The 25,724-nt window shown below is 34.9% G+C and carries 18 protein-coding genes and 1 riboswitch; of the genes, 4 read left to right on the forward strand and 14 right to left on the reverse strand.

Annotated elements, in window-relative coordinates; genetic code table 11:
- Positions 1-70 precede the first annotated feature (70 nt).
- Complete coding sequence (locus BSF41_RS00165) at positions 71-2,488, forward strand: ABC transporter permease (RefSeq protein ID WP_095927516.1); 2,418 nt, start codon at positions 71-73, stop codon at positions 2,486-2,488.
- Between the two features lie 65 nt (positions 2,489-2,553).
- Here the strand turns inward: BSF41_RS00165 and BSF41_RS00170 are convergent, their stop codons facing one another.
- On the reverse strand, positions 2,554-3,165 hold the full coding sequence (locus BSF41_RS00170) for a DUF417 family protein (RefSeq protein WP_095927517.1): 612 nt from the start codon (positions 3,163-3,165) through the stop codon (positions 2,554-2,556).
- Between the two features lie 79 nt (positions 3,166-3,244).
- A complete protein-coding gene (locus tag BSF41_RS00175; protein WP_095927518.1) occupies positions 3,245-4,057 on the reverse strand; it encodes an AraC family transcriptional regulator in 813 nt (270 codons plus the stop codon).
- 246 nt (positions 4,058-4,303) lie between these two features.
- Between BSF41_RS00175 and BSF41_RS00180 the strand changes: the two genes are divergently transcribed.
- A complete protein-coding gene (locus BSF41_RS00180; RefSeq protein ID WP_095927519.1) occupies positions 4,304-4,873 on the forward strand; it encodes a Crp/Fnr family transcriptional regulator in 570 nt (189 codons plus the stop codon).
- Between the two features lie 55 nt (positions 4,874-4,928).
- Positions 4,929-6,620, forward strand: a complete 1,692-nt coding sequence (gene ilvD, locus BSF41_RS00185; protein WP_095927520.1) for a dihydroxy-acid dehydratase — start codon at positions 4,929-4,931, stop codon at positions 6,618-6,620.
- Positions 6,621-6,734: 114 nt separating this feature from the next.
- On the opposite strand, the gene BSF41_RS00190 is transcribed toward ilvD, so the two are convergent.
- The 6 genes from BSF41_RS00190 to BSF41_RS00215 form a co-directional block, all read right to left on the reverse strand.
- A complete protein-coding gene (locus tag BSF41_RS00190; RefSeq protein WP_095927521.1) occupies positions 6,735-7,289 on the reverse strand; it encodes an NAD(P)-binding domain-containing protein in 555 nt (184 codons plus the stop codon).
- 267 nt (positions 7,290-7,556) lie between these two features.
- Positions 7,557-8,987 (reverse strand): glycosyltransferase family 2 protein, encoded by a 1,431-nt coding sequence (locus tag BSF41_RS00195; RefSeq protein WP_095927522.1) that lies wholly within the window; start codon positions 8,985-8,987, stop codon positions 7,557-7,559.
- 12 nt (positions 8,988-8,999) lie between these two features.
- Complete coding sequence (locus BSF41_RS00200) at positions 9,000-9,821, reverse strand: hypothetical protein (protein ID WP_095927523.1); 822 nt, start codon at positions 9,819-9,821, stop codon at positions 9,000-9,002.
- Between the two features lies 1 nt (position 9,822).
- Positions 9,823-11,037, reverse strand: a complete 1,215-nt coding sequence (locus BSF41_RS00205; protein ID WP_095927524.1) for a YaiO family outer membrane beta-barrel protein — start codon at positions 11,035-11,037, stop codon at positions 9,823-9,825.
- On the reverse strand, positions 11,037-11,402 hold the full coding sequence (locus tag BSF41_RS00210; RefSeq protein WP_095927525.1) for a response regulator transcription factor: 366 nt from the start codon (positions 11,400-11,402) through the stop codon (positions 11,037-11,039). Before BSF41_RS00210 ends, BSF41_RS00205 begins: the two co-directional genes overlap by 1 nt.
- 75 nt (positions 11,403-11,477) lie before the next feature.
- A complete protein-coding gene (locus BSF41_RS00215; protein ID WP_095927526.1) occupies positions 11,478-13,463 on the reverse strand; it encodes a GAF domain-containing hybrid sensor histidine kinase/response regulator in 1,986 nt (661 codons plus the stop codon).
- A 299-nt stretch (positions 13,464-13,762) separates the two neighbouring features.
- On the opposite strand from BSF41_RS00215, the gene BSF41_RS00220 reads away from it, so the two are divergent.
- A complete protein-coding gene (locus BSF41_RS00220) occupies positions 13,763-16,045 on the forward strand; it encodes a cation:proton antiporter (RefSeq protein WP_095927527.1) in 2,283 nt (760 codons plus the stop codon).
- 62 nt (positions 16,046-16,107) lie between these two features.
- Here BSF41_RS00220 and BSF41_RS00225 read toward each other — a convergent pair whose 3' ends face one another.
- The 6 genes from BSF41_RS00225 to BSF41_RS00250 form a co-directional block, all read right to left on the reverse strand.
- Complete coding sequence (locus BSF41_RS00225) at positions 16,108-16,746, reverse strand: NAD(P)H-binding protein (protein ID WP_095927528.1); 639 nt, start codon at positions 16,744-16,746, stop codon at positions 16,108-16,110.
- A gap of 299 nt (positions 16,747-17,045) precedes the next feature.
- Positions 17,046-19,325 carry a DUF5074 domain-containing protein gene (locus BSF41_RS00230; RefSeq protein WP_095927529.1) on the reverse strand — a complete coding sequence of 760 codons (2,280 nt, stop codon included), beginning with the start codon at positions 19,323-19,325 and terminating at the stop codon, positions 17,046-17,048.
- Between the two features lie 200 nt (positions 19,326-19,525).
- Positions 19,526-20,722: a cell surface protein gene (locus BSF41_RS00235; RefSeq protein ID WP_095927530.1), complete on the reverse strand. Its 1,197-nt coding sequence runs from the start codon at positions 20,720-20,722 to the stop codon at positions 19,526-19,528.
- A gap of 3 nt (positions 20,723-20,725) precedes the next feature.
- Positions 20,726-21,871 carry a DUF5074 domain-containing protein gene (locus BSF41_RS00240; protein ID WP_095927531.1) on the reverse strand — a complete coding sequence of 382 codons (1,146 nt, stop codon included), beginning with the start codon at positions 21,869-21,871 and terminating at the stop codon, positions 20,726-20,728.
- Positions 21,868-23,916 (reverse strand): TonB-dependent receptor, encoded by a 2,049-nt coding sequence (locus tag BSF41_RS00245; RefSeq protein WP_095927532.1) that lies wholly within the window; start codon positions 23,914-23,916, stop codon positions 21,868-21,870. Before BSF41_RS00245 ends, BSF41_RS00240 begins: the two co-directional genes overlap by 4 nt.
- Positions 23,917-24,030: 114 nt before the next feature.
- Positions 24,031-24,234, reverse strand: a riboswitch (cobalamin riboswitch).
- A 45-nt stretch (positions 24,235-24,279) separates the two neighbouring features.
- On the reverse strand, positions 24,280-25,581 hold the full coding sequence (locus BSF41_RS00250) for an alginate export family protein (RefSeq protein ID WP_095927533.1): 1,302 nt from the start codon (positions 25,579-25,581) through the stop codon (positions 24,280-24,282).
- Positions 25,582-25,724 lie beyond the last annotated feature (143 nt).

The following is a 25,724-nucleotide window of genomic DNA, read 5'->3' on the forward strand; positions in this document are numbered from 1 at the left end:
CCGAGCGATAGCAAACAGGCGAAGTAAATCTATATGAAACTAACCACCCAACCATAAAAACACCAACAAAATGTTAAGAAACTGGATCAATACATTTATCTATCAAATCAAACACAGCAAGCTTTTTACTGCTCTCAATATTCTCGGATTATCAATTGGAATTTCAGGCTTAATTTTCGCGCTTTTGTATTGGAACGACGAACAAAACTACAATTCTTGGAATCCAGAAAAAGATAAGGTGTATCAGGTTTTAGTGCAATTAAGTGGCATGACATCTTGGTCAGAATGTGCTTTATTTTTGAAACCAGCTTTGGATGCAGATCCAAATATTGAAACCGCAATGTATGGGGAAGATTGGTATCAAAAAGATAAAATTGTTTACAAAGGAAAGAAAGAATTTGTAGATAAAATTATTAATGTACAACGCAACTTTTTTTCCTTTTTCCCTTTTGAAATCATAAAAGGAAATGCTGTTTCGTCCATTAAAGACGATTCTAGCATTGCCATTTCAGATAATATTGCAAAAAGAATCTTTGGAAACGAAAATCCAATTGGAAAACAAATTGAATGCTTTAATCAAGTATTTTCTGTTCGCGCAGTTTATCGAATTCCGGGAAACTCATCGATCGCGCCAAATGTTATAATCAATACAATTGAGAAAGAGATGGATTACTCTGTAATAAATCCGTTTGTTTTTAAATTATTGCTAAAAGTTAAAGATCCGTCAAAAGTTGAAATTACAAGAAAAAAACTGGAACGAATCTATAATTACGATTTCATCAAACGCTTAGCAAAACAAGAAGGCTTTACGTTTGAAGACATGGGAAAGAAAGTAGGATATTTTAATGTCGTAATAGAACCGCTTTCGAAAGCCAGATTACAGTCAATAACAGACGGTTATCCTGAAGGCAGAGGCAATTATCAATTTTTAATGATTATGATGGGTTTATCCATTTTGATTCTCATTTTATCAATTATTAATTATATTAATCTCGCTACCGCAAATGCTGTAAAAAGAGCTAAAGAAGTTGGCGTGAGAAAAATTACAGGCGCTTCCAAAACAAATATTATCTATCAATTCCTTTTTGAAACAGTTTTAATAACTTCATTTTCAATTCTATTGGCTTTAGTTATTGTAGAAATAGCCTTGCCGTTTTACAACAATTTCTTAAACAAAAATCTCATTCTATTGGGCAATCAATTTTACTGGCAATTAATTCTAATTTTTATAATTACAGTATTTACAGCTGGCTTACTTCCATCTATTTACGTAGCCAATTTTGAAACTTTGAAAGTTCTAAAAGGAAATTTTGGAAGAAGTAAAAACGGAATCTGGTTGCGCAACGGAATGCTGATTTTTCAATTTGCAATTGCTGCCTTTTTTATAATTGGCTCCTATATTGTTTATGAACAAATCAGGTATTTACAAAATAAAGATCTTGGTTTTAAAGGAGATCAGGTCATTTCTGTGGCATTAAATTTTCCGCCAGCAGAATATGAAAACCAAAATGTAGAAAAAAATATTTACAGCAAATACAGTCTCATAAAACAACAGCTCAGTAAAATAAAAGGTGTTCAGGAAATTTCGACTGGTCTTATTGCTTTTGACGGTTCTGATAATTTTATCAATCCCGTTCTCTATAATGATGAACTTTTTAAAGAACGAACAATTGCATTAGATTATGGCATGTTGGAGATGCTCAATATTAAAATGGTAAAAGGGAGAAATTTTGATCGAAAACTAGCTTCTGACACTATCAATTCGGTTATCATAAATGAAAGTGCTTTAAAACAGATGAATATTAAAGACCCAATTGGTAAAGAATTGATCATACGAGGACAAAAATTACGAATCATTGGTATTGTAAAAGATTTTAATTTATTAAGTCCAGAAATGCAAGTGCCTCCCATCTCCTTTTTTCATTTAAAGACTTTAGGAATGGCGCGTGACATCAACAAAGTTTTCATTAAATTAAAAATGGATGACTCCGAAAATACCATTGCAAGCATAGAAAAATTATGGTCAAAAATCGACACAGAATATCCATTTAAATATGATTTTGTCGATAAGGAATATGCTAGAACCTACGAGTCTTATGTAAAGCAGAAAAATCTGTTTTCTCTACTCAATGTAATTGTGATTCTTATTGCCCTTTTTGGATTATTTGCTTTAGCATCTTATTCCATTCAAAGAAGAATGAAAGAAATTGCGATTCGAAAAACTTTGGGCGCAGAAACCAATATCTTATTAAAAGAACTGTCTAAACAATATGTAGTTTACTGTGCAATAGGTTTTCTTATTGCCGTATTTCCTGCCTATGTTTTATTGCAGAAATGGCTGAATAATTTTGCTTTTAGAATCGAAATTCCGATGCTGCCGTTTCTACTTTCCTTTTTGCTTTTATTATTTCTAACCTTATGCATAGTTTTAGCAAAAGCCTATCAGGCAACAAAAGTAGATGTCCTGAAATATTTAAAATATGAATAATTAGTTTTGAGTTTTTGTAAAAAGCTGTGCAAGTCTGAGCCCTTGCCCAGCTTTTTTTATTTTGATCAAGCGTAAAATCGTTTTAAAATTTCCTTTGCATTGTCTGAAGCTACAATCAATCCGCCGCTCATCATGATAATGTCTTTGAGAACCAGACGGCCTCCGACAGAAAGATACGGAAAACCAAATTCTGGTGTTGGAAAATCTCCGCCCAAATTCGGAACGTAAACTTCGGGTGTTGTAATTAAAAACGATAAGGTTACAAATGCCATTCCGAACGTTAGAAGTCCGCCCAAAAAGCCTATTTTAGGAAACCAGATTCCTAAAAGAACCAACAAGCCAATGGTCACAATAACAGTTCCTAATCCGTAAGAGAAAATATAAGTTCCGTTGGCTTCGTGCCATTTAATGTTTTTCTCCACAGTTTTACCTTCAGCGTTTTTGTAAAGTGTATAGGCTTTGACGGTTTTACCATCCTCATTCACAACTTGTTTATTGGCATCTTTATAAAAGAAACTCATAAACGGACTATTGGCAACTAGCGGAACAATTCCGTCAGCTTCATATTTAAAAGCTTTTAATCCGCCAATCCAAGCCATTACAACAAATATGGCAATTCTTAAAAAGTGAATAAAGTTGTTTTGTCCACCAGCAATAAATCGTATAAATTTTTCCATTTTGATTCTGTTTTAAATACATACCAAAATTACTATACTGCTATCTGGATAAAAATGGACTAAAAGGAGTTTTCATGGACTATTTTGCCACGATAGAAATGCCAACTTCTTTTCGGAATTCTTTAGGCGAAATGCCCACACTTTTCTTGAAATATCGGCTGAAATAAAATTCGTCTTCAAAATTAAGATCGTCTGCAATTTCTTTTATCGTCTTCGTTGTTAAATGCAGTTGTTTCTTGGCTTCCAAAACAATTCGGTCCTGAATAAGCTGAGAAGGCGATTTTCCGAAATGCTTTTTGATTCTTTTACTGAAAGTATTCACACTTAAATTGTACTTAGAAGCATAAAAAGCGACTTCTTTGGCTTCAAGAAAATGAGTGTCTAACAAATGCTGAAATTTCAAAATATCAGCATTTCCAATAGATTCCTGAATCTGTGGTGACATTTTGAGCTGTTTTTCTTTGCTACTCAAGGCGAGAATAACCTGTAAATACGATTTTAGAATCGAATTATCATAATCGAGTTTAGAGTCTTCTACCCTTTTCATTCGTTCCATAATACTCATGATTTCTTCATAAATAAAATCGGAAACCGTTACAAAAGGTTCGCTATAAATATCATTAAACAAAATTCCGTTACAAGCCACTTCTTTTTTATGGTATTCAATGCAATAAAAATCGCCATGAAAACGGAGAATATTTATAAAAGATGCAGTCGAATTTTTCCATTGCAATAACTGATATGGCGTTAAAAACAAAAGGCATTTCCCTTGGCATTCGTAATCGCTTAAATCAACAGAAAAAGCCACTTCTCCATCAAACATTAAAATGTTGTAATACGGCTCGTTGATTCCCTTTTCAAGAAAAGAAGATTGTTTTAGTTTGATTTTCATTTTACTAAATTACAGATTTGTTTTTGTTTCACGCAGATTCTGCAGATTTGAGGAGATTAAAACTTCAAAACTTTGCGCATTAGCGGCTTTTCGAGATTATACTTTAAGTCTCTTTTTCCATCCATCGAAAAATTGCTCATTAAGGCGTAAAGTTTTATTTATATTCATTCTTAAACCGATTTTGACATTCGTCAATGTTTTTCTCCCTTATTAGCTTTATTTTTGGAAATGATTAATTTTTGAGAAATGATGAGTGAACTTGAGACCTTAATTCAAAGCAGATTACAACTGGAAAACGATGACCTTAACACCATTCTTTCCCGCTTTAAATTAATACAAGTAAAAAAGAATGAACCGCTGCTTAAAAGTGGAAACGTGGCAGATAAAATCTATTTTATAAAAAAAGGTTGCCTGCGATTGTATTACAGCACCGAAGATCATAATATCACGACTCGTTTTATGGCTTTTGAAGGTACTTTTCTAACTTCAATTGTTAGTTTTATTTCTAGAGAACCAAGTACAGAATATATTGAAGCTGTAGAAGCTTCGGAGCTTTTGGCAATTTCTTATGACGATTTTTTTCATCTTCGCAACACCATTCCGCAATGGGACAAAATGTATATCTATATTCTAGAATATGGTCTAACGGTTATTACTTCAAAACTTAGCAGTTTGTTGACACAAAATGCTGCCGAACGGTATCGAAACCTTCTTAAAAACAACCCAGAACTTATTCAGAGATTGTCCAATGCCAATCTTGCCGCATATCTTAATATTTCGCCAGAAACATTAAGCAGGATAAAATCACAGATCTAAACAATCTGTTAACTATCAAAAGACAAAAAAACAACATTAAAAAACATTTTCTATCATGAGAAGTGATGAAGTAAAAAAAGGCGTTCAACGAACTCCTCACAGATCCTTATTGCGAGCTACGGGCTTGAAAAACGAAGATTTCAACAAACCTTTTATCGGAGTGGCCAATTCGTTTATCGAAATTATTCCGGGACATTTTTTCTTAAATAAAGTATCTGAAATTATCAAAGAAGAAATTCGAGCCAATGGCTGCGTTCCTTTTGAATTCAATACAATTGGAATTGATGACGGAATTGCAATGGGACACGACGGAATGCTGTACTCGCTTCCGAGTCGTGAAATTATCGCCAACTCTATAGAAAGCGTAATGAATGCGCATAAATTGGATGCCATGATCGCAATTCCAAACTGTGACAAAATTGTTCCAGGAATGATCATGGGCGCTTTACGCGTTGATGTTCCGACTATTTTTGTAAGCGGTGGACCAATGTCTAAAGGTTACACTAAAAACGGAACAGCAATTGACTTAGCAACAGCATTTGAAGCGGTTGGAAAACACGAAGCTGGAAAAATCTCTGACGAAGAGTTGTACGATATTGAATGTAACGCCTGCCCGAGCGGAGGAAGCTGTTCTGGAATGTTTACCGCAAATTCTATGAATACCTTGATGGAAGCAATGGGAATTGCACTGCCTGGAAACGGAACTATTTTGGCTCAGACACCAGAACGCGAACAATTGTATCGCGAAGCAGCAAGGAGAATCTGTGACATTGCTAAAGATCAGCATTTAATAGAGAAATTCAAATTGAAAAATATCTTAAACGAAAATGCCGTTCGTAATGCCTTTGCGGTAGATATGGCAATGGGCGGAAGTACCAATACCGTTTTACACATGCTTGCAATTGCCAACGAAGCCAATGTCGATTTTAAACTGCAAGACATTAATACCATTTCTGGAAATGTTGCCCATATTGCCAAGATTTCGCCAAGTTTAAGCACCGTTCATATGGAAGATATCAATAGAGCTGGCGGTGTAAATGCAGTTATGAAAGAAATAAACAAAAGAGGCTCGGGTGTTTTAATTGATAATCTTACGATTGGAGGCGAAACATTATTGGAAAAAATTGCGAATGCCGAAATTAAAGATACCACTATCATTCATACCATTGATAATCCGTACAGCAAAGTGGGCGGATTGGCTATTTTGTATGGAAATCTCGCAGAACAAGGTGCTGTTATTAAAACAGCAGGACTAACAGGAGACCGCGTGTTTACAGGTAAAGCGGTTTGTTTTGACGGTCAGGCCGAAGCAATTGCCGGAATTATGATGGGAAAAGTAAAAGCAGGAAACGTAGTAGTTATTCGTTATGAAGGCCCAAAAGGCGGACCGGGAATGCAGGAAATGCTTTCGCCAACCAGTTTGATTATGGGTATGGGACTTGGAAGTTCTGTAGCCTTGATTACAGACGGAAGATTCAGCGGTGCAACCAGAGGCGCTTCTATAGGACACGTTTCTCCAGAAGCGGCAGAAGGCGGAATGATTGGTCTGGTTAAAGATGGAGACGAAATTCATATTGATGTAGATCAGTATATTTTGTCTGTTAATTTAAGTGATGAAGAAATCGCAACAAGAAAAGCCAATTTCAAACCATTGAAAAAACCTTTAAATTCTAAATGGCTTTCACAATACCGAGCTTTAGTGACCAATGCCAGTACGGGAGCTGTATTAAAAACCGATTTAGATTAAATTTTAATTTTCTAAAGAAATAGAACCAAAAATGTCCCAGAAAATTAGCCTTTCTGGGACATTTAAGGTTGAATAATCTAATTATTAAAAGCTGGTTTCATACTATATTCCTCTTTAATTCAGGAAACAGGAATGCACTGGAAGTTGGTACAATTCTTCAAAATCTACTCCTACGAGATTTAGGCTTTTAAAAAATGTTTTGACTTTATTCTTTGCCTGTTTATTCAATCCAGTATAAAATATTTCATCAGCATTCTGCTTTTGGTTTATTGCAGAAAACACTTCTGGATTAACGATATTAAGCACTCTTATAGCATGAGCTTCCGGCAAAAGAGAAACAATAATTTCAGGTGATGATTTTGAATTTGGCTTCAAGCATTCTAAACTAAAAATAGGATTGCTCTCGTATATGATTACTTTTTCGTTCATATCTGGCAAATCTGTCAGGAACAATCCAACATCTTCACGCGGAATAAACACTATCAAAATGCTGGCTTTTGCGGCTTCGTCTTTGCTTACCAATTTTACATTCTTTCCCAAAGTCTCAGCCATATCTTTAAACTGACGATTTTCGCGGGTAGAACTTAATAAAACCTGATGCCCAGCCCCGATCGCACGGTTCACAAAATCCATTGTAAAACTACATAAACCAATTACCCCTACCTTCATACGTTTTGTACTTTGCTTTTAACCTTATAACGTAAATATAGCATTGCAAAGTACTACAAGGCTTTTTTTACTGTGCCAATAAATCTACAACGTTGTAGATTTAAAACTACAAACCTCAAATTGTGATTTATCTTTGCTAAGTTTATTCTATAATTTAATCAGATGCCAAAAATAGCAGTTCATCTTTTACGTTACTAATCAAAAGGAAGATTTTTTTTTTAAGCGTAATGAGATCACCTACTATTAAAATCTTCTTTGTCATTTTCATTATTTCTTAGTAAACCCCTTTCTAGTCATTTCTCCCCAGCCTTTGGTTCCCATCATTTTTTCTTTATAACCAATTAATGCTGCATAAACTGTCAACGGATGAAAATAAAACGGTTCAATAAAAGCGGCGATCAGTAATTTGAAAAAATCGGCCTGTTTGGGGTATTTATGATAGGTTTTTTCTTCGCTGTACAAAGCGATAACCGAAAAGAACACTGCAAATGTATACACAAAAAGCAGCAGTAAAAAGAAAAAATGCCAGTTTAGCAAACCGAACACTATAAATACAGCGGTTATGACCAAACCGATAAACTCAATTGCAGGCGCTAAAAACTCAAACAGAGTCCAATAAGGCACACTGAGCATTCCGAGTAATTTATATTTTGGATTTAAGAACATTCCGCGGTGAATGCTTAATGTTTCTATGGTTCCTCTCATCCAGCGAGAACGCTGTTTTTTGAATATTTTGAAATCCTCAGGCGCTTCGGTCCAGCAAAGCGGATCTGGAATATAACTCACGGAATAAGGCAGTTTATTATCGAGCATATAACGGCGCATTCTGACAATAAGTTCCATGTCTTCTCCAACCGTTTTGGTACTGTAACCTCCAGAAAGTATCGCAATTTCTTTGTCAAAAGCTCCAAAAGCACCGCTTATAAGTAATAAACCATCTAGTTTTCCCCAGGCCATTCTTCCTAAAAGAAAAGCTCTTAGATATTCTAAAACCTGAATTCTCGACAGCATTACATCTGGAACATTTACTTCGACTAAACGTCCGTTTTTAATCACGCATTGATTGGCAATTCGTACTACTCCTCCAGTCGCGATAATTCGTTTTCCGTACGATTCTAAAAATGGTTTTGCCAATTTTAAAAGTGAATCTTTATCTAAAATACAATCGACATCAATACAAACCACATACGGATTTTGGGCAATATTAAGTCCAACGTTTAAAGCATCGGCTTTTCCTCCATTTTCCTTGTCAACTACAATCAGTTTTTTGAAAGCAGCATTTTTGGAAGTATATATTCCTCTGATTGTTTTGGTCTCAATTTGCGGATGAAAATCCAAATTGGTCAAAACCAAATCGTAGGTTTTGGTTAAGATTTCCATCGAATTGTCTTTACTTCCGTCGTTTACCACAATAACCTGATAATTGTTGTAATTCAGCGAAAGTAGCGATTTTACATTTTCTTCAATAGTTAAACCTTCGTTATACGCAGGCGCTATAAGCGAAAGTTTTGGCGCAAACTCGCTGGTTAACAAAACATCATAATCTACAAAACTGTTTCGTTTAAGGTATTTTCTAAGCTCTTTTGTAGAAAGATAAGCCAACATTAAATAAGAAGACATGATTAGTATGGCGTAACCCAATATAAGGAGTATATATACATCCAAAAACCACGTTATTTCAGTATTAAAAAAAGTCATTTTCTTATAAGATTATGCTGTTAAGGTCTGCAAAATACTCTGGGCTTCGTACTTAATGATGGTATTGGTTGTCTGAGCTGCCAATTGCGCTACATGAGGAACTTTTTGAGACAATTTAAGCTCTTTTATCAGTTTTAATCCAAGTGTAACCACTGTCATATTTTGTGATTCTAATAAATGCTCGATTCCTTCTGTATCGCCAATATCATGTTTTTTAAAAGCTCCAATAATATTCAGCTGCATCCAATCGTCTATAGGATCTGAATGTTCTACAAGATATTTTATGCTTTCAGTGCCTTCAAGTTTAATAGCTGCATTGATTGCTACGATTTTTAATGTTTTCTTTCTGGCTTTAGAATAAACAATAATCTGATCAAAAGCTTCATTGATATTAAACTCTGCCAGTTCGGTGATTCCTTTACATTTTACCTCCCATTTCAGGCTCTTCAATTTTTTGAATGAATCTTTTATCAATCCAGAATCTTTATAAAACTGCTCTAATTTTTGAGCATAAATACCTTCATAGTTTTTATGCAGATTGATAAGAGATTCTGTCAAAACTTCTCTGAAAAAAGAAGTGTCAAAAAGAACTAGGAAATTTTTGTCTTTCTTTACTTCTTCAAAAGGAACATCTTCAAAAATAACAGCCGACATTATTTTGTCTATTATTGTACTGTATTCTTTACTAAGGCGTTCTCGTTTTATTTTACCGTTTCTGCTGGCAACAATAACAAGATATAGAATAAGTGAAGCCGCTATGAACAGATAAATTGAGAAAGTAAGAAAAGGCACTTCCCACTGACCTTGCTTATATAGTTCCCAGATTTCAGTCATATTAAAAACGTTTTGTTACAATTAACTGCACATTAAACTTGTTTCTATATTGGCCAGGTACATATTCCTCATCTTCATAAAGGAAAATCGGGCGTACAAAAAACGAATCGCCAAAACGATGCTGATACTGAATTCCAATTCTATACGCTTTTAGAGGTTGTGTAAAATTATTGTACAGATACAAATAAGGAACGTTTCCGTATTGCAACTCCAGCCTAATAAGGCGCTCTTTTTCTTCATTTACGCGCTGCACGCTTAAAACATGAGAAAACAATTCGTTCGAAGTATCATAATAAGGTCTGTAAGCAAAACTATAAATTCCGGCGTTATAGGCCACTTGCCCTGTAAGCAGCGTAATATCGTCTGTATCAAAATGCATAAATCTTGCGCCAAGCGAAAAATCAAAATGTTTCTGTGGCTTAAAATAATATTCTAAACCAGCTTTGGCTACAGGAAATATAGTTTCTCCTGTTGATACCCCAGCATTTACATACAAATAGCTTTTGTTTGAAAAGGTTTGGTAGAAATCGGTTTCAAATAACATTTGGGTTTCATTGCTCACATTTCCAATATTTGCCCTTCCTACTATTGCCGATTTGCTGAATTTATGCGAATACTCTGCATATCCATAATGAAATGGAGATTGTCCTGGATCTGAGGTTGAAATATTAAGATAAGAAAACGAAACGGCATTTTTTGCTTTGCGTCCAATAAGCGTACGGATTCCTCTGAAAGCCTGCGTGCTATTATCAATGTAAGATGCTTTTTCTATTAAATCTAAAGCTTCCTGATCGCGGTTTAATTTCTCTAGACAAGTGACTTTAATCTTTAAAACATCAACCGATTTTGGATCAATGGCCAGATATTTATCGCAATACGAAATGCATTTTTCATAATCTTCTGTCCAAAAATAGACATTTAGAAGTGCCTGTAACGCTTCTGGGTTTGGATTATTTCTGTCCGCCATTGGAGACAAAATTTTGATAGCGGTTTTATATTCTTTTTTCCAGCTGTAAATGCGTCCTGTGTAGATCTGTATATCTTCATTTTCAGGATATTTGGCGCGCAGAGGTTCTATAATCGATAAAGCTTTATCGTAATTTTCTTTTTCGACTTCGCGCTTCACATTGGCCAAAGCCTCGTCTATATTGATTTCTTGTCCAATTGCAACAGAAGAAATAAAAAGCAGGAAAATAGAATAATAAATAAACTTCATCAGATTCGGGTTTTTAGTAGTTTATTAATTCTCACTAAAAGTACAGCCGGACTTACTGGCTTGGCAATAAATTCGTTTGCCCCAATATCAAAAGAGTCAAGCTCGGTCTGCTCAACGCCCGAAGAAGTCAATATAATAACAGGAGTATCAGATTTAAGGTTCTCTCTGACGTGCTGCGTAATTTCCATTCCGCTAACACCCGGCATGTTTATATCAGTCAATATTAAGTCGTAGTTTTCTTTTTCGATCGCGTCCAACGCCTCTTTACCATCAGAAAACTGGTCAACATTAAATCCTTTCGACTCTAAGAAAAAAGATAACGATTTGCGTAGGATATCATTATCTTCGGCTACAATAATTCTCATTTTTTATTTTTTTATCTGGGGGATATTCAAAATTATAACTTCTTATTTATAAAGCTACTGCATATTTCTTTTATATCATAGCTCTTTTAAAATTTTAACGACTTCTTCAATTCCGCAGTGAAAAATATTCACTTTATCTAATGTTTCCGCAGTAAATTCACCAGATGACGCTTCTACTTCGATAATCGACAGACAATTGCTCAAATCCTGCAGCATAAATATATCCATGCTTGATTTCATATTATGCGCCAGTTTTTTTACATTTTCATAATCCGTATTCTTAAATGCTTCTTCTAACTGTGACACCTGACTTGGAATTTTTTCTATAAAAAGATCTATCATATCTTTTCTAAATTCAGAATCGCCTCCAGACATTTCATCCAAAAAAGACATATCAATAATTCTCTTATGAGTCACATTGTGGTCTGGCGTCATTACTGTTTTTATCGCTTTTAAAAGAACAGACTGTTTAAACGGTTTTGGCACATAAGCATTCATTCCTACTTTGTAGCATCGCTCCTGCTCACCTACCAGAGAATGTGCCGTCATGGCAATAATTGGAATACTAGAATTCATCTCGTTTCGAATGTATTCTGTGGTTTGATAACCGTCTTTAACAGGCATCTGTAAATCCATTAAAACTAAATCATATTCGTTTTGAGACAAAAGTTCGATGCCTTCTTCGCCATTTTGCGCAATATCCAAATCAAAACCAAAATTATTAATTACGCTTTTTGCAAGCTTTTGGTTTAAAACATTGTCTTCGCAAAGCAGTATTTTAAGATTTCCTAAATCATTTTTAGAAACCGTTTTTACTGCGGTCTCTTCAAAATTTGACTTTTTGTACGAAAGGGTAAAGAAAAACTCCGAACCGCGGTTTAAAGTACTTTTTACGTGAACTTCTCCTTTCTGCAATTCAACCAGCTGTTTTACAATATTCAATCCAAGTCCGGTACCGCCAAATGTTCGTGTAGTACTTTCTTCGCCTTGTGTAAAGCGCTCAAAAATAGTTGCAAGTTTATCTTTCGGGATTCCGATTCCAGTGTCTTTTACAGAAAATTTAAGCGAATAACTGTCTTCTGTTTCGTCTATTTTCTTTACCGAAACGGTTACTTCTCCTTCATTTGTAAATTTCAACGCATTCCCAATAAGATTTACCAATATTTGATTAAGTCTTCCTTGATCTCCAATAACCAAATCTGGCATTTCGGCATCCAAAAAAAGATTAAACTCCACCTCTTTCTGCACTTTTACTTTCAGTAAATTGTAGACGTGTTTGAGCGTTTTCTTTAAATTAAAAGATTCGGCTTCGATTGGTAAATTTCCAGATTCAATTTTTGAAAGATCCAAAATATCATTTACAATCAGAAGTAAATTTTCGCCTGCAATCTGCACACTTTCAATATAATCGCGCTGTGTATCATCGAGTTCTGTCTGTGCAAGCAAATCTGTAAAACCAATAATTGCGTTTAAAGGTGTTCTGATTTCATGGCTCATATTGGCCAAAAAACTGTCTCTTGCCAGAACAGCGCGCTCGGCAATTTTTCGTTGCGTATATAATTGATGGTTTTTTGTACCTAATTCGAGCTGTGCGATAACGTGTTTTGCTACGATAGAAAGTGCATTACGCTGATTTTCATTCAATTCTTTTACGACATGATCAACTGCACACAAAGTCCCGATATTATAGCCATCGGGCGTTGTAAGCGGTACACCTGCATAAAAACGAACATTAAATCCGCCCGTTACATTGGGATCGTCTTTGAATGTTTCATTGACATGCGTATCGTTGATTTCTAGAATTTTTGTGTCTAAAATAGTGTAATTGCAAAAAGTGATTTCGCGAGGAACTTCAGAAACTCCTATTCCAATTTCAGATTTGAACCATTGCCTATTTTCATCAATAAAAGAAATATGGGCAATTGGCACACCGCAGATATAAGCAACAAGCTTTGTAGCATCATCAAAGGCATCATCTGGAAGCGAGTCGAGTATATTATAACGTTTTAGGGCAGCTAAACGTTGAAGTTCGTTATCTGGAATTGGATAATCTTTATTCATTTTATTCAAGTGGTAAAGGCATAAAGGTAAGGCAATTTAGTCTAAGACCCTTGCATTATCTCGACTTTTCTAAAAAAACGACTTTAAGTATAGTAGTTTTCATCGGTCAAATCTTCCTTTTTTTATTTCATTACAAATTTTTTCTTGGTCATTACAAAATTGAATATCCCCTATTGGGCGAATGCTGATTTTGTTATAAAATTGCCCTGATTTTATCAACTAATCTCTTCAAAAAAGCCTTTTTTCTACCTTTTTCACAAGAAAATAACGTCGTTGCGAAGAGCAAAAAATTAAAATAAATGAAAAATTTAAGAAACAGTATTTTTTACGTTGGAGTTATTGGAGGATTCTCTGTTCTAATGTATTGGATTATTTTGTTAGGCGTAAAACTGGAAACAGGCCGAAATCTTAAAATCCCAACATCTGACAAAAGCCAATGGAGCGAGTTTCTCGATTCTCTTATAAAAAATCTGCACCATCCTTTAGCGCTTTTATTGGCGCAGATTGTTACAATTATCTTTGTTGCCCGTATTTTTGGATGGATTTGCATTAAAATAAAACAGCCTGCCGTAATCGGAGAAATGATTGCGGGAATTGTGATGGGTCCTTCTTTAATCGGAATGTATCTTCCTGAGTTTTCTGCCGCTTTATTTCCTGCGGAATCACTTGGAAATCTTCAGTTCTTAAGCCAGATTGGTTTAATCCTTTTCATGTATATCGTGGGAATGGAAATCGATATGAAGATTTTGAGAAACAAAGCCCACGATGCTGTAGTGATAAGTCACGCAAGTATTATCATTCCGTTTGTTTTAGGAATGGGACTGGCGTATTTTATCTATGACGAGTTTGCCCCCGCAGATGTACAATTCACATCTTTTGGTTTGTTTGCCGGAATCGCGATGAGTATCACAGCTTTTCCGGTGCTTGCCAGAATTGTGCAGGAACGCGGCATTCATAAAACAAAATTAGGAACGATCGTAATTACCTGTGCCGCTGCCGATGATATTACGGCATGGTGTATTCTTGCGGTTGTAATTGCAATTGTAAAAGCGGGTTCTTTTGGAAGTGCTATATACACGGTTGTTTTGGCTTTAGGATATGTTTTCTTAATGATTAAAGTGGTTCGTCCGTTCCTTAAAAGAATCGGAGATTTGTATGCAACAAGCGAAAAATTAAGCAAACCCATTGTTGCCATTTTCTTTTTAACGCTTGTGGTTTCTTCTTACTTAACAGAAGTTATCGGAATCCATGCTTTATTTGGAGCTTTTATTGCTGGAGCCATCATGCCTGAAAATATTAGATTCAGAAATCTATTTATCGAAAAAGTGGAAGACGTTGCGCTTGTACTTTTATTGCCATTATTCTTTGTTTTTACTGGTTTAAGAACGCAAATTGGTTTATTGAACGAACCTTATTTATGGAAAATTGCAGGATTAATTTTTGCAGTGGCTGTTATAGGTAAATTTGTCAGCAGTGCGCTTGCAGCAAGATTTGTGGGGCAAAACTGGAAAGACAGTTTATCGATTGGAGCTTTGATGAATACAAGAGGTTTAACAGAATTAGTGGCTTTAAATATTGGTTACGATCTGGGTGTTTTAAGTCCAGAATTGTTCTCTATGTTTGTTATTATGGCGCTGGCTACCACGTTTATGACGGGACCAACATTAGATTTAATCAATTGGCTTTTTAGATCTAGCAAACAGGAAACCGAAGAAGATCTTGCATTAAAAAACAAGTACCGAATTTTATTGTCTTTTGACAGACCAGAATCTGGAAGGGCTTTACTTAAAGTTGCCGACGGATTAACCAATAAACGTTCTGAAAGTTCTGAAATTACAGCCATGCATTTTCTTCCTACAGAAGAATTACACCACTACAACACAGACGTTTATGAAGACGAAAAGTTTAAAGATATTGTGGAAGAATCTGTTGCTTTAAACCGAAATATCACTACTATGTTTAAGGCATCTTCTGATATTGATAACGAGATTGTAAATGTTGCCAACAAAAGCAAACATGATTTATTATTGGTTGGAATTGGGCAATCTATCTATCAAGGAAGTTTATTAGGACGCGTACTCGGATTTACAACTCGAATTATTAATCCTGAAAATATATTGAATACCGTAACGGGAAAGGAAAACATTTTAGAATCTGCTCCTTTTGATGACGGAACAAGACAAATTATTGCAAAATCTCATATTCCGGTTGGAGTTTTAATTGACAAGGATTTAGCCGACATCAACACGATTTTTATTCCGCTTTTTAGTTTAAAAGATTGGAGTTTTATTCAGAACTACGTTCAGAAATTTATTCAGAATATCAATGCGAGAATTGAAATTTTGGATGTCGAAGGTAAAATTATGGCCGATCTGGACACGAAAGAAAAAATTAGGCTAATGGAACAAGTAGCTCCAAACCAGCTGACTCTAAGAAAAGAACAATCTATTGAAAAAGATTTTCTTGACCAGCAAGATCTTATGCTGATTTCTATTGATGGATGGAAACATTTAGTAGAGAATAAAAGTCCTTGGCTGGCTAATATACCTTCCACTTTAATTCTTTCTGAAGATAAAAAATAGCTTTTTTTGTGAAATGTGAATTGTGAAATGTAAATCATTACTTTTAACATTTCACATTTCACTTATAAACTAATAATTCTGTCAAGTTCAAGTGTTGTATTTCCTGATGGAAGCGATTTTGGAGCTTTTACTAATTTTTGAGCTAAAAATGCAGTTGTGATTGGTTTCAGGTTTTTAAAAAGTCCGATGGCGTTGAAGAATTTAATGACTTTTACTGAAATCTTTTCGCCCAAACGATCTGTATTTTCTCGAATTAAAGGTCCGGGCCTGAAAATAATATATTGAGGAAAATGAAGCTCCTGAAGATAATCTTCTAGTTTTCCTTTCATCATCGAATAATATACATTGCTTTTTGCCGAAGCTCCGTAAGAAGACACCAAAACCAATGAATTTACATTGTTTTGTTTTGCAGTGGTTGCAAAATCAGCAGGAATATCATAGTCAATTTTCCATTGCTTCTCTTTTGAGCCCGCATCTTTTAAAGTTGTTCCAATGCAAGAAAAAAGAACATCGCCCGTAATTAATTCCCGAAACGAATTTACATCTGAAAAATCAACAACGTGTTCTGTCAATTTTGAATGTGATTTTCCTGTTGGACGTCGCACAAAAATGGAGACTTCTGAATAATCACTACTTTCTAAAAGAAGATTAACCAATTCTTTTCCCGTCGCGCCTGTAGCTCCAATTACCAATGCTTTCATAATGTTCGGAATTTTGTATGGTAAATATAATGATCTTTTTATTGAAAAAAACGTCTACCAATATGTCGTCTACCAATATTTCGCTCCTACGGAGCGTTTTCTTTGGTTATTCTATTTGCTATAAATATTATGCTTCTCCAAAGCATTAAAAAACGTATTGTGCTTGGTTTTTCTTTGCTTTTAGACGGTCGAAACCATTGGTTATGCTTCTTTGCTGTAAATATGTTTTTGCTCAGGAGCATTTATAAAAAAAAGGCTGTCACCAAAGTGACAGCCTCAAATTATTGCAATTCTAAATTTTATCTTTTAATAAATTTCTGTGTATACTTTGCTTTGTCTGTTGCAATATTGATAATGTAAAAACCTTTGGCAAAATTACTTACATCAATTTGATTGTTGTTAATTCTAGTATTAACGGTTCTTCCATTAACATCATAAATTACAACATCAATAACTTCCTCTTCACTACTGATATTCAGATAATCTGAAACTGGATTTGGATAAATAGACAAGTGCACTTTCGTGAATTCATCTCTTCCTAAAGTCGATGTATTAACTGAAATCGATTTTTCGACCACTTTTCCGTTAGAATTAAAACTAACTACAACTGTTGCTGTTCCTGGATTCTTTGGAGTTAAAACCAATTCTTCGTTAGCATTAATTTCTGCTAAAACAATATTTTCATCACTATTTGATTTTATCGTTTTTACAATCGCCGCCGAAATATTGTCTTCATCTGAAACCACCGTTTTCAAATCAATAATTGTTGGACTTAACACTGAAACTTGTGAAGGCAAAATTGAATTGACAACTGGTGCCGTATTATCAGGAAATACCGTCATGGAAGGAAACCAATAATAATCGTTTAGAATTTTGGTATCAATTAATTTTCCTGTGTTGTCAAAAGTATGAATCCAGTTTTTTTGATAATGCGCTCCAAATCCGCTTTCGGTTGTGTTTACAATAATCTGATCTGAAACAGGATCAATTCTTAATGCTGCTCCGTAAGGAATTTGCTTATAAGTTCCGGTTTGTCCTGGAAGTGTTGCAAAGCTTTCATTGAATGTTTTGGTTGCCACATCAAATTTTATAATTTGAGCGCCCGAAGTAAAGGAGTTGACAGAATTCATCCAATACAAAGCATTCTGTTTATTGCTATATGTAAAACTTCCTGCATTCCATGCTCCCCAAGAGCCTAAATATTGAGTGGTTGGTATAGCATATTCAACAGTTGCAAAAGTTAAGGGATGAATATTAATTATTTTCTTATTTTGAATTCCCCAAACACTTCCATCTTTAGCCTGCGTAACCGAATGGAAAGCTCCAGAAATGGTTTTTACTACCGTATTGGTTTTAGGATCAATCACCAAAATTCCTGCACTCTGCTTAACAGCAAAAACATATTGCGAAGTACGAATCATATTCCCGATTTGCCCCAAGTACTGACTTCCGCCATCTGTTCCTGCAATCAAGCTTCCAACTTTCATATTAGCAATATCAAAGATAAAAATACCATTAGAAGCACCTATATAACCCGTTTTTTCGTCAACACCAATAAAAGAACGGCCGTCTCCTCCTCCAATATTATCAAATCCTGCAATTTTTTTCATGGTTAAAGCATCGGCAACAACCAATCTTCCACCAGGCGTATATTGTGTATCTCCTCCATCTGCCTCTTGTTTCGAAACAAAATAAAACTTATCTCCGTAAATGGTTCCATATTGTGTAGTTGCGCCAAATGTATTGTTATTGTTCGCTTCGCTGTAAACACGATAATTAATGTTTCCATTATTATCAACAAAATTTACAGATCCGTTAATGTGTCCGAACCAATCTTCGTTTACTATAAAATAACCTTTGGTAAAATCTATTGTTTTAGAATAAGGAGCAACTGGAGTAAAAGTTGTGGCAATATCAAAGCTTTCCATATTTGGATTAAAATTCCAGACATCCCAAGAGCCATTTTGCAATTCACGAGTAGAAGCTCCAACACCAGAATAATTATAATCGGCATCTGTTGGATCTTTAACCCAGTAAGACCAATATCCTACCATCCATCCTGACTGCCAGTGATCATTTGGATCGATGCCTGTATAAGAATCAAAATCGTATTCGCTAGTATTAATAAGACCATCAAAAGGATAATAGGGATAGGTTTTATTTCCGTCCTTGTAAAGTCCGTTTGTGCCTGTTCCGTTCAAATCGAAACCTAATCCGCCAATTGCAGATCCATACTGAGTTCCTTGTTTGAGCAAGGCAAAGAAACGCGGATCGGCCTTTGCCACGGCTTTAACCATATCTTCTCCTGTTGCAGTTCCATTCCATCTAAAACCCCAAACCAAAGCGTCAGCAGTTTTACCGTCATTCCATTGCACCACAAATGCAGCCTGATTCGCTCCACTTCCAACCCAAAATTGAATATCTGCAAAAGTGGTTGCATTGGCGCTTTTTGCCGTTACTTGTTTTTGCGTTACCGTTTTTGATTTAATATCATTTCTAGGAACGCCTTGCACTGTTATCTGTGCATTGGTTAGAAATGCAAAAAACAACATGATGACTATAAAGTAATTTTTCTTCATAATTTATTGATTTTTAAATGTTGTGTTAATATTTTTATTTTTTTTTAAACACATAGAGACATAGATTTTATTTCATCGAAAAGAATAGAAAAAAGAAACTAGTTTCTAACACATAGCTATGTGTTTTTAAACGAGTGAAACGCCTTTTTAAGTTTCTAATCCCGCAGCTACAGGACTATGTTTCTATGTGTTTAAAAAAATTAGTTAAGATGTAAGTCGTAAGCCCCAGAAACTTCTGTAGAAACTTCTCCAAGCCAGCCTGCTTCTTGATTAATTGCGGTATAAACTTTTACGAAATCAATTCCTGGAAGTTTGACGTATTTTCCGTTTTTATCTACTGCCCAAGAAATGTCAATATTTGAAGCTTCATCGTTATTGGGCGCATTATCGGCATAGCCAAATTCAAACGATTTGCCTACCCAATACGAGCCTTCGCCACTTTGATCGTAGAAATTATCTGCTATTTTGGTTCCTTTCAAAGTATAAGAAGCGTCGGCAATCCAAAGCGGATAATAACTTTGATTATGAAATACATTTTGCACTTTATAACCTGATTGCCCAGCATTATCCTGCCATTTAATATATTCTGTATCAAATTGCCAAAATTCATTTCCTGCCAAAGGTTCCTTATTGGCATCTGGTTTAAAATAAGTGATCTCGTAGTTTTTTACTGTAGTGCTCTTAAAATATTCACTTCCAGCAATTTCGTACCATTCGTCTTCATCTGGTTTTCCGTTTTTATTCTTGTCATAAGCCACCATAATAATTCCGGGTTCACACGATCCTGCGCGCGCTTCGTTGGCTTCATTTCCCCAAAAAGCATTTCCTAAAATCTTAAAATCGCGACCGCCCATATTCGGAATCGTATGATCGAAACCAAAAACTACATAACCGCCAAAACCACCAAGCGAAATCATAGACGTATTTGAACCCACAATTGCTTTTTTCGCAGCTGCAATGATGTTGGCTTCTGTATTTCCTGCTACATATTGCGGAATTTCATTAGTAAACTGCCCAACTGCTGGACGAAAATCAAGTACATTAGAAATATATTTACTGTAAGTTCCCGTTTCTTTGATCACATTAATTGAAGAATTGTAGACTTTTGATTCTCCATTAATTTCTACTTTTAAAGTCAGCAGATAATTTTTTTGAAAAGGACTAATAAAATCTAAATCTGCATTTTCTGAAAGAATAGAATCGTTGATACTCCAAGTCAGTTTTGCAGTATTTGGAAGAGCTGTAGCAATATTCAGCACTTTAAAACGGTCAATTGTATACGATTCTTTCAGCACTTCTGCAGGAAGCAAATCTTCTTCGTTGTCTTTATCGCAGGCAACAAATCCCAAAAAGATAATTGAAAACAAAGCGATTTTGAAAAGGTTTTTGTTCGACATTTTTTAATTTTTAGTTATAAAAGCAATATGAGCGGGAATATTTCCAGCGGTAGTTTTCCATTTTAATTTTCCGTCGGGCGTAAAACAGTAGATATAACCTGTTACTACATAGTTTTGAGCGTCGGTAATGTAGATTTCTTTGGTTTCTGGATTGACTTGAAGACCGTACGGAATCATGATTTGTTTGTCGGTTCCGTCTGTGATAATTTGATCTGTAATTACTTTTTTAGTTTTGGTGTCCAAAATTCCGTAACTCACTTTATTGGTTCCCGTTAGATAACTCCAAGAAACACTATAGTAATACAATAAATCGTTAACGAGACAAGTTCCAGAAACCGGAATATCGAGTTGCATTTTCTTTTCATCTGTTTGTGTATCAATTACAAAAAGATTAGACGGCGTGTTGTAATAATCGCCTCGCGAACTCACATAAATATCGCCTTGGCTGTCAATCTGCATGCTGTATAAATTTATTCCAACATCGATTTTTTTAATCTCTGTAAACGTTTCCAAATCAATTACAGAAACCGTTCTGTCATAATTTGGAACTCTGTAACCGCCAGAATTGGCGACATATAATTTTCCGTTATGAACGACCATTTGTTCGGGCTGATAACCAACCGTTACTTTTCTTTTTATTTCTAATGAAGTCGTATCAATTTCGGCAACAAAACCAATTTCAGCATTCGGATTTATTGCAACAGGTCCAGAATACGAACTCACATACGCTTTGTCTTTATAAAAAGCCACATAACGGCAATTTGGAATGTCTATTTTCTTGATGCGTTTTGCTGTCCATTTTTCTAAAACTTCTACTTTGTTAGAACAATTAATGACCGCATAAACCTTATTTCCGTAGATTTTAATGTCATTTCCAACATCTCCCAATTCTTTTACAACCGAAGGATTTCGTTCTGAATAGACATCTGTAGTATAATTTCCTGTTCTGTAATTGAAAACATCCAAACTCGCACGGTTCATTCCCATATTACCTTCGTTTAGAAGATAAAAACCTTCAATCTTTCCATCGCTTCTTGGCGCTGCAACACTCACATCCGAAGAAAGAAATATCGTTTCGTCTTCTCTGCAGGAAACTAAAAAAATGGCAATACTTAAACTGAATACTATTTTTAAAATGCTCTTTTTCATAACTCAAAACTGATTATAAATTTGAATGTTCTTCCTGGCATCGGATAATTGTAAATCACTTCATATTGCTGATTGAAAGCGTTGTTGACTTCAATCGCTCCATTCAATTTGTAATTTTTGAATGTGAAAGATTTTTGAACCGACAAATCGTGCGTATACCAAGGCTGAACTTCATTTACTTTAATATTATTGACATTTCCGTTGTAGCGTTTTCCGACATAAATAAAGCTGTAATTGAAATTCCAAGATTCATAACCCGCATTCAAAATTCCAGATCCGCTGTGCCAAGGCGTGTAGGGAATCTGATCGCCATAAGAAGACATTTCTAAACCGACAAACTTTGTAAAATCTTGACTTTGAGAATACGTATAGGTTAAATTGGCATCTAGTTTTAGCTTATTAAAATGCGCTGCCATATTCAGAACCGTTTCGATTCCTTTTCCTTTTACTTGTCCGATATTGGTCATCATCCAACGGAACAAATTCCCTGTCGGAGCGGCAATAATTTTATCTTTTGTATTGGTATAATAAGCATCTGCCTGAAAAGAAAATTTATCAAAAAAGCTTTCCCTTACGGGGAAATTATACGTAAAACCAACATCGTACTGATTCATATATTCTGGCCTCAAAGTGCTCGAACCGATCATGGTATAATACAAATCGTTGAAAGTGGGCATTCTGAAAATTCGTTTAGCGAAAGCTCTTAAATTGAAATCGTATTTCTTAAACGGCGTATAACCAAGAAATATAGCGGGAGTAAATTCGGTTTTATTGGGTGCTTGGGCGTTGTATTTCACCTCTTCGATGACGCGGGTTGCTAGTACATTTCCTAAAACTTTAAAGCCTTCATATCGGTACGAAGTTGCAAGAGAAACAAGCGCTGTATAACGCTGCGGGAAAGAAAACTGCGTTTGGATTCCTCTTCTTGTCGCATTTAGTTTATTGTATTGAAAATCGGTTGAAAGGGAAACATCCCAAGTGGGCAAAATGCTGTACATATTGACTGCAGAAAAATAGGCTTCCTGCTGATAATAACTATCATCAGATTGCACGCCTTCTGTTACGGTTTCTCCTAAAACATTGGTTGTATCTCGTGCTATATAATGGGTGTAATCGTAAGCAAATTTTCCTTTTAGCTGAAATTTATATTTCTCTGAAACGTCTTTCGTTAAAGAAGACTGTCCGAAAAAATTCTTATCAAATTGACGGAAACCATCTCGAAACTTATTTTCTACAATAGCACCTGGAGCGCCTCTTTCAGAATCGTAGTAATACACTTTGGCATCCCAAGTTCCTTTGTTTATTTTTCCGAACAAGCCCGATTCCAATCGGAATGCCTCAATATCGCTGTTCCATCGCGTTGCTGTGGTATCATAAGCAATGCTACCGTCTTGGTTTTTTCTTTTATACCTAAATTTATACTGTCCGTTTGATTTGATGTATTCTGAGCTTACACTCAAGCTGACTTTGTCGCTTAGTTTTTGTTCCCATCTAAAAGAAGGGTCATGATAATCAATAGACATTGTTTTGTAACGAACCAGAAGATTTGTTTTCTTATTGCCTGAAAAAGCAGGTCGTTTGGTTCGCAAATAAATCGCAGAAGCAGAAGCGAAATCTTTAGCCGATTGAAAAATTTCACTTTTCTGACCGTTGTACATCGTCAAAGATTCCATGTCGTCAAGCGAATACTTTCCTAGATCGGTTACTCCATTTTGCGCATTTCCAAGCTGAATTCCGTCGTAGAAAACACCAACATGATGCGTTCCCATATTACGAACATCAACCGTTTTAAGGCCGCCCACTCCGCCATAATCTTTAATTTGAGTTCCGGCAAAATAACGAAGCGCATCTGCGACATTGTGAGTCGCCAGATTCTCGAGTAGAACGCCCGAAAGACTTTGTACGGGAATCACTTCCTGATACGGTTTTCCTTTTAAAATAACTTCTTTTAAAACCCGCGAACTATCAGTCACTGCTTGAGAATGAAGCAAAAAAGGAACAAGTACTAAAAAAACAGAAAATAAAGTTTTAGTCAATTTATACATCACGATTTTATTAAATAAACTTTACGTGATGCAACAATTATAAAAACATAGAAATAGACCAACTATCCTAAATAGCAGGTCATTATCTTGTCATCAACTTCATACCACGAAAGTTTTAAACTATGTGATCGTGGCAGGTCTCCTGACTTATTCCATCTTTAAACGGCCTTCTCATCCGAAACAACGAACAATGGCATTAGTAATGTTTAAAGACTTAAATAGAACTTACAGTAGCGGGTCTGTTCAGGATTTACACCTGATTCCCTTTTAACTATTTCTTCTGAATTGAAAAAATAGACCAAAATCAGCCGCAAAGATAGAATTATCTTTTAAAAATGTAAATTCGAAAGATTTTAAAGCCTATTATTTTTTGTTTCGTCTAAAATTGATCGCATTAAAAGAATACGAAACCATCAAATAACTCCAAAACGACAGTTTTTCTACGTCTTGTACCTTGGGAAGGTTTGTCATTGAATCTGTAGATTTATAAAATGAAAATGCACCGTTAATTTCTAACTCTTTAATAGGAACATATTTTATAGAAATATCATTTTCAAATCCTAAAAATTTTGACATTGTGTGATTTAAATTATTCTGCAAAGAATATTGTGTATAAAAAAGATGAAAATCTGAACGAAAAGTAAGTTTTGAATTTATTGGAAACAAAGCAAACAAATACGGATTCACAAGACCTTTTCCTCCAACATCAGCAGGAAAACGTGTAAAAACATTCATGTTTCCATTAAATTTCCAAGTAACGCCATATAAAACATCAAAGTCTCCTGAATTTTCTTTCCCTGTCTGTAAACTGCTTCCGCTAATTATCTCCGCTCCTAATCGTAAAGTAGTTTTTGGCAATGATAATTTCACTTCTGGCTGGAAATAGTATGCAAACAAATGCTGCCCTTTTTGATTTCTACCAAATTGCAAGTAGCTGTTTAAAGTATAATACCATTGCTTCTTTTTAAACTCAATTCTTCCTCCTGTAGTGGCGCGAGTGTATAGTGTTTCTGAATTTGTTTTCTCTAAAAAATCAACGGTATTTATAGAATTAAAAGAAAGATTTTTATTCGAATTATAACTAAAGTTGTACACCAGCATGTATTTGTATTTATTGGAAGCAACTGGAGAATAAGCACTTTCAAAACTTGTATTGTATTTTCTCGTAAACACAAAGAAAAAATCATGGGCAAAATGTGGCGTATATTTCATAATTCGAATTCCTTCATGTGCTCTACCCTGCTGAGCCCAAGGCGCATCCGAAAATAATCTGCCGTTATCTAATAAAATATTTTGTCTTCCTACACGAAAGTTTATGTCCTTAAATTTCGTTTCCAAAAACAACTGATAAAAATTAATGCTTCCGACTTTAGAATTTGAATTTGCTTCATCCCACAAATGAATTTCTTGTAAATCGGATTTTATAAACCATTTTTTACGCAAGTATTGCATTGAAACTCTATTTCTCTGCGTTATGTAAAAATAAGGATCTATCGAGTCATTTGGAGGAAGTATATAATTTGAAGTATATTCTGCTCTTGGACGTATTTCTATATTCATCAAAAACTGCTGCGACAAACTATCTCTTTTTTGTGCATTTAAATATCCACTAACTACTAAAAACAGTAAAAAGACAATTAATTTAAATGAGTTTGCCTGAATCATATATACAAATCCTATATAATATACAAATGTAATAATATAAGTAGTGTTATTTATTCTAGCAAAAAGACTTATTTGTGATATCGCTTCAAAGAAATAGCTAATAGGTTCAAAATTAATATTACTAAAGCAAAAAAACCACTCCT

The sequence above is a fragment of the Flavobacterium sp. ACN2 genome (assembly GCF_002303885.1).
Lineage (GTDB): Bacteria > Bacteroidota > Bacteroidia > Flavobacteriales > Flavobacteriaceae > Flavobacterium.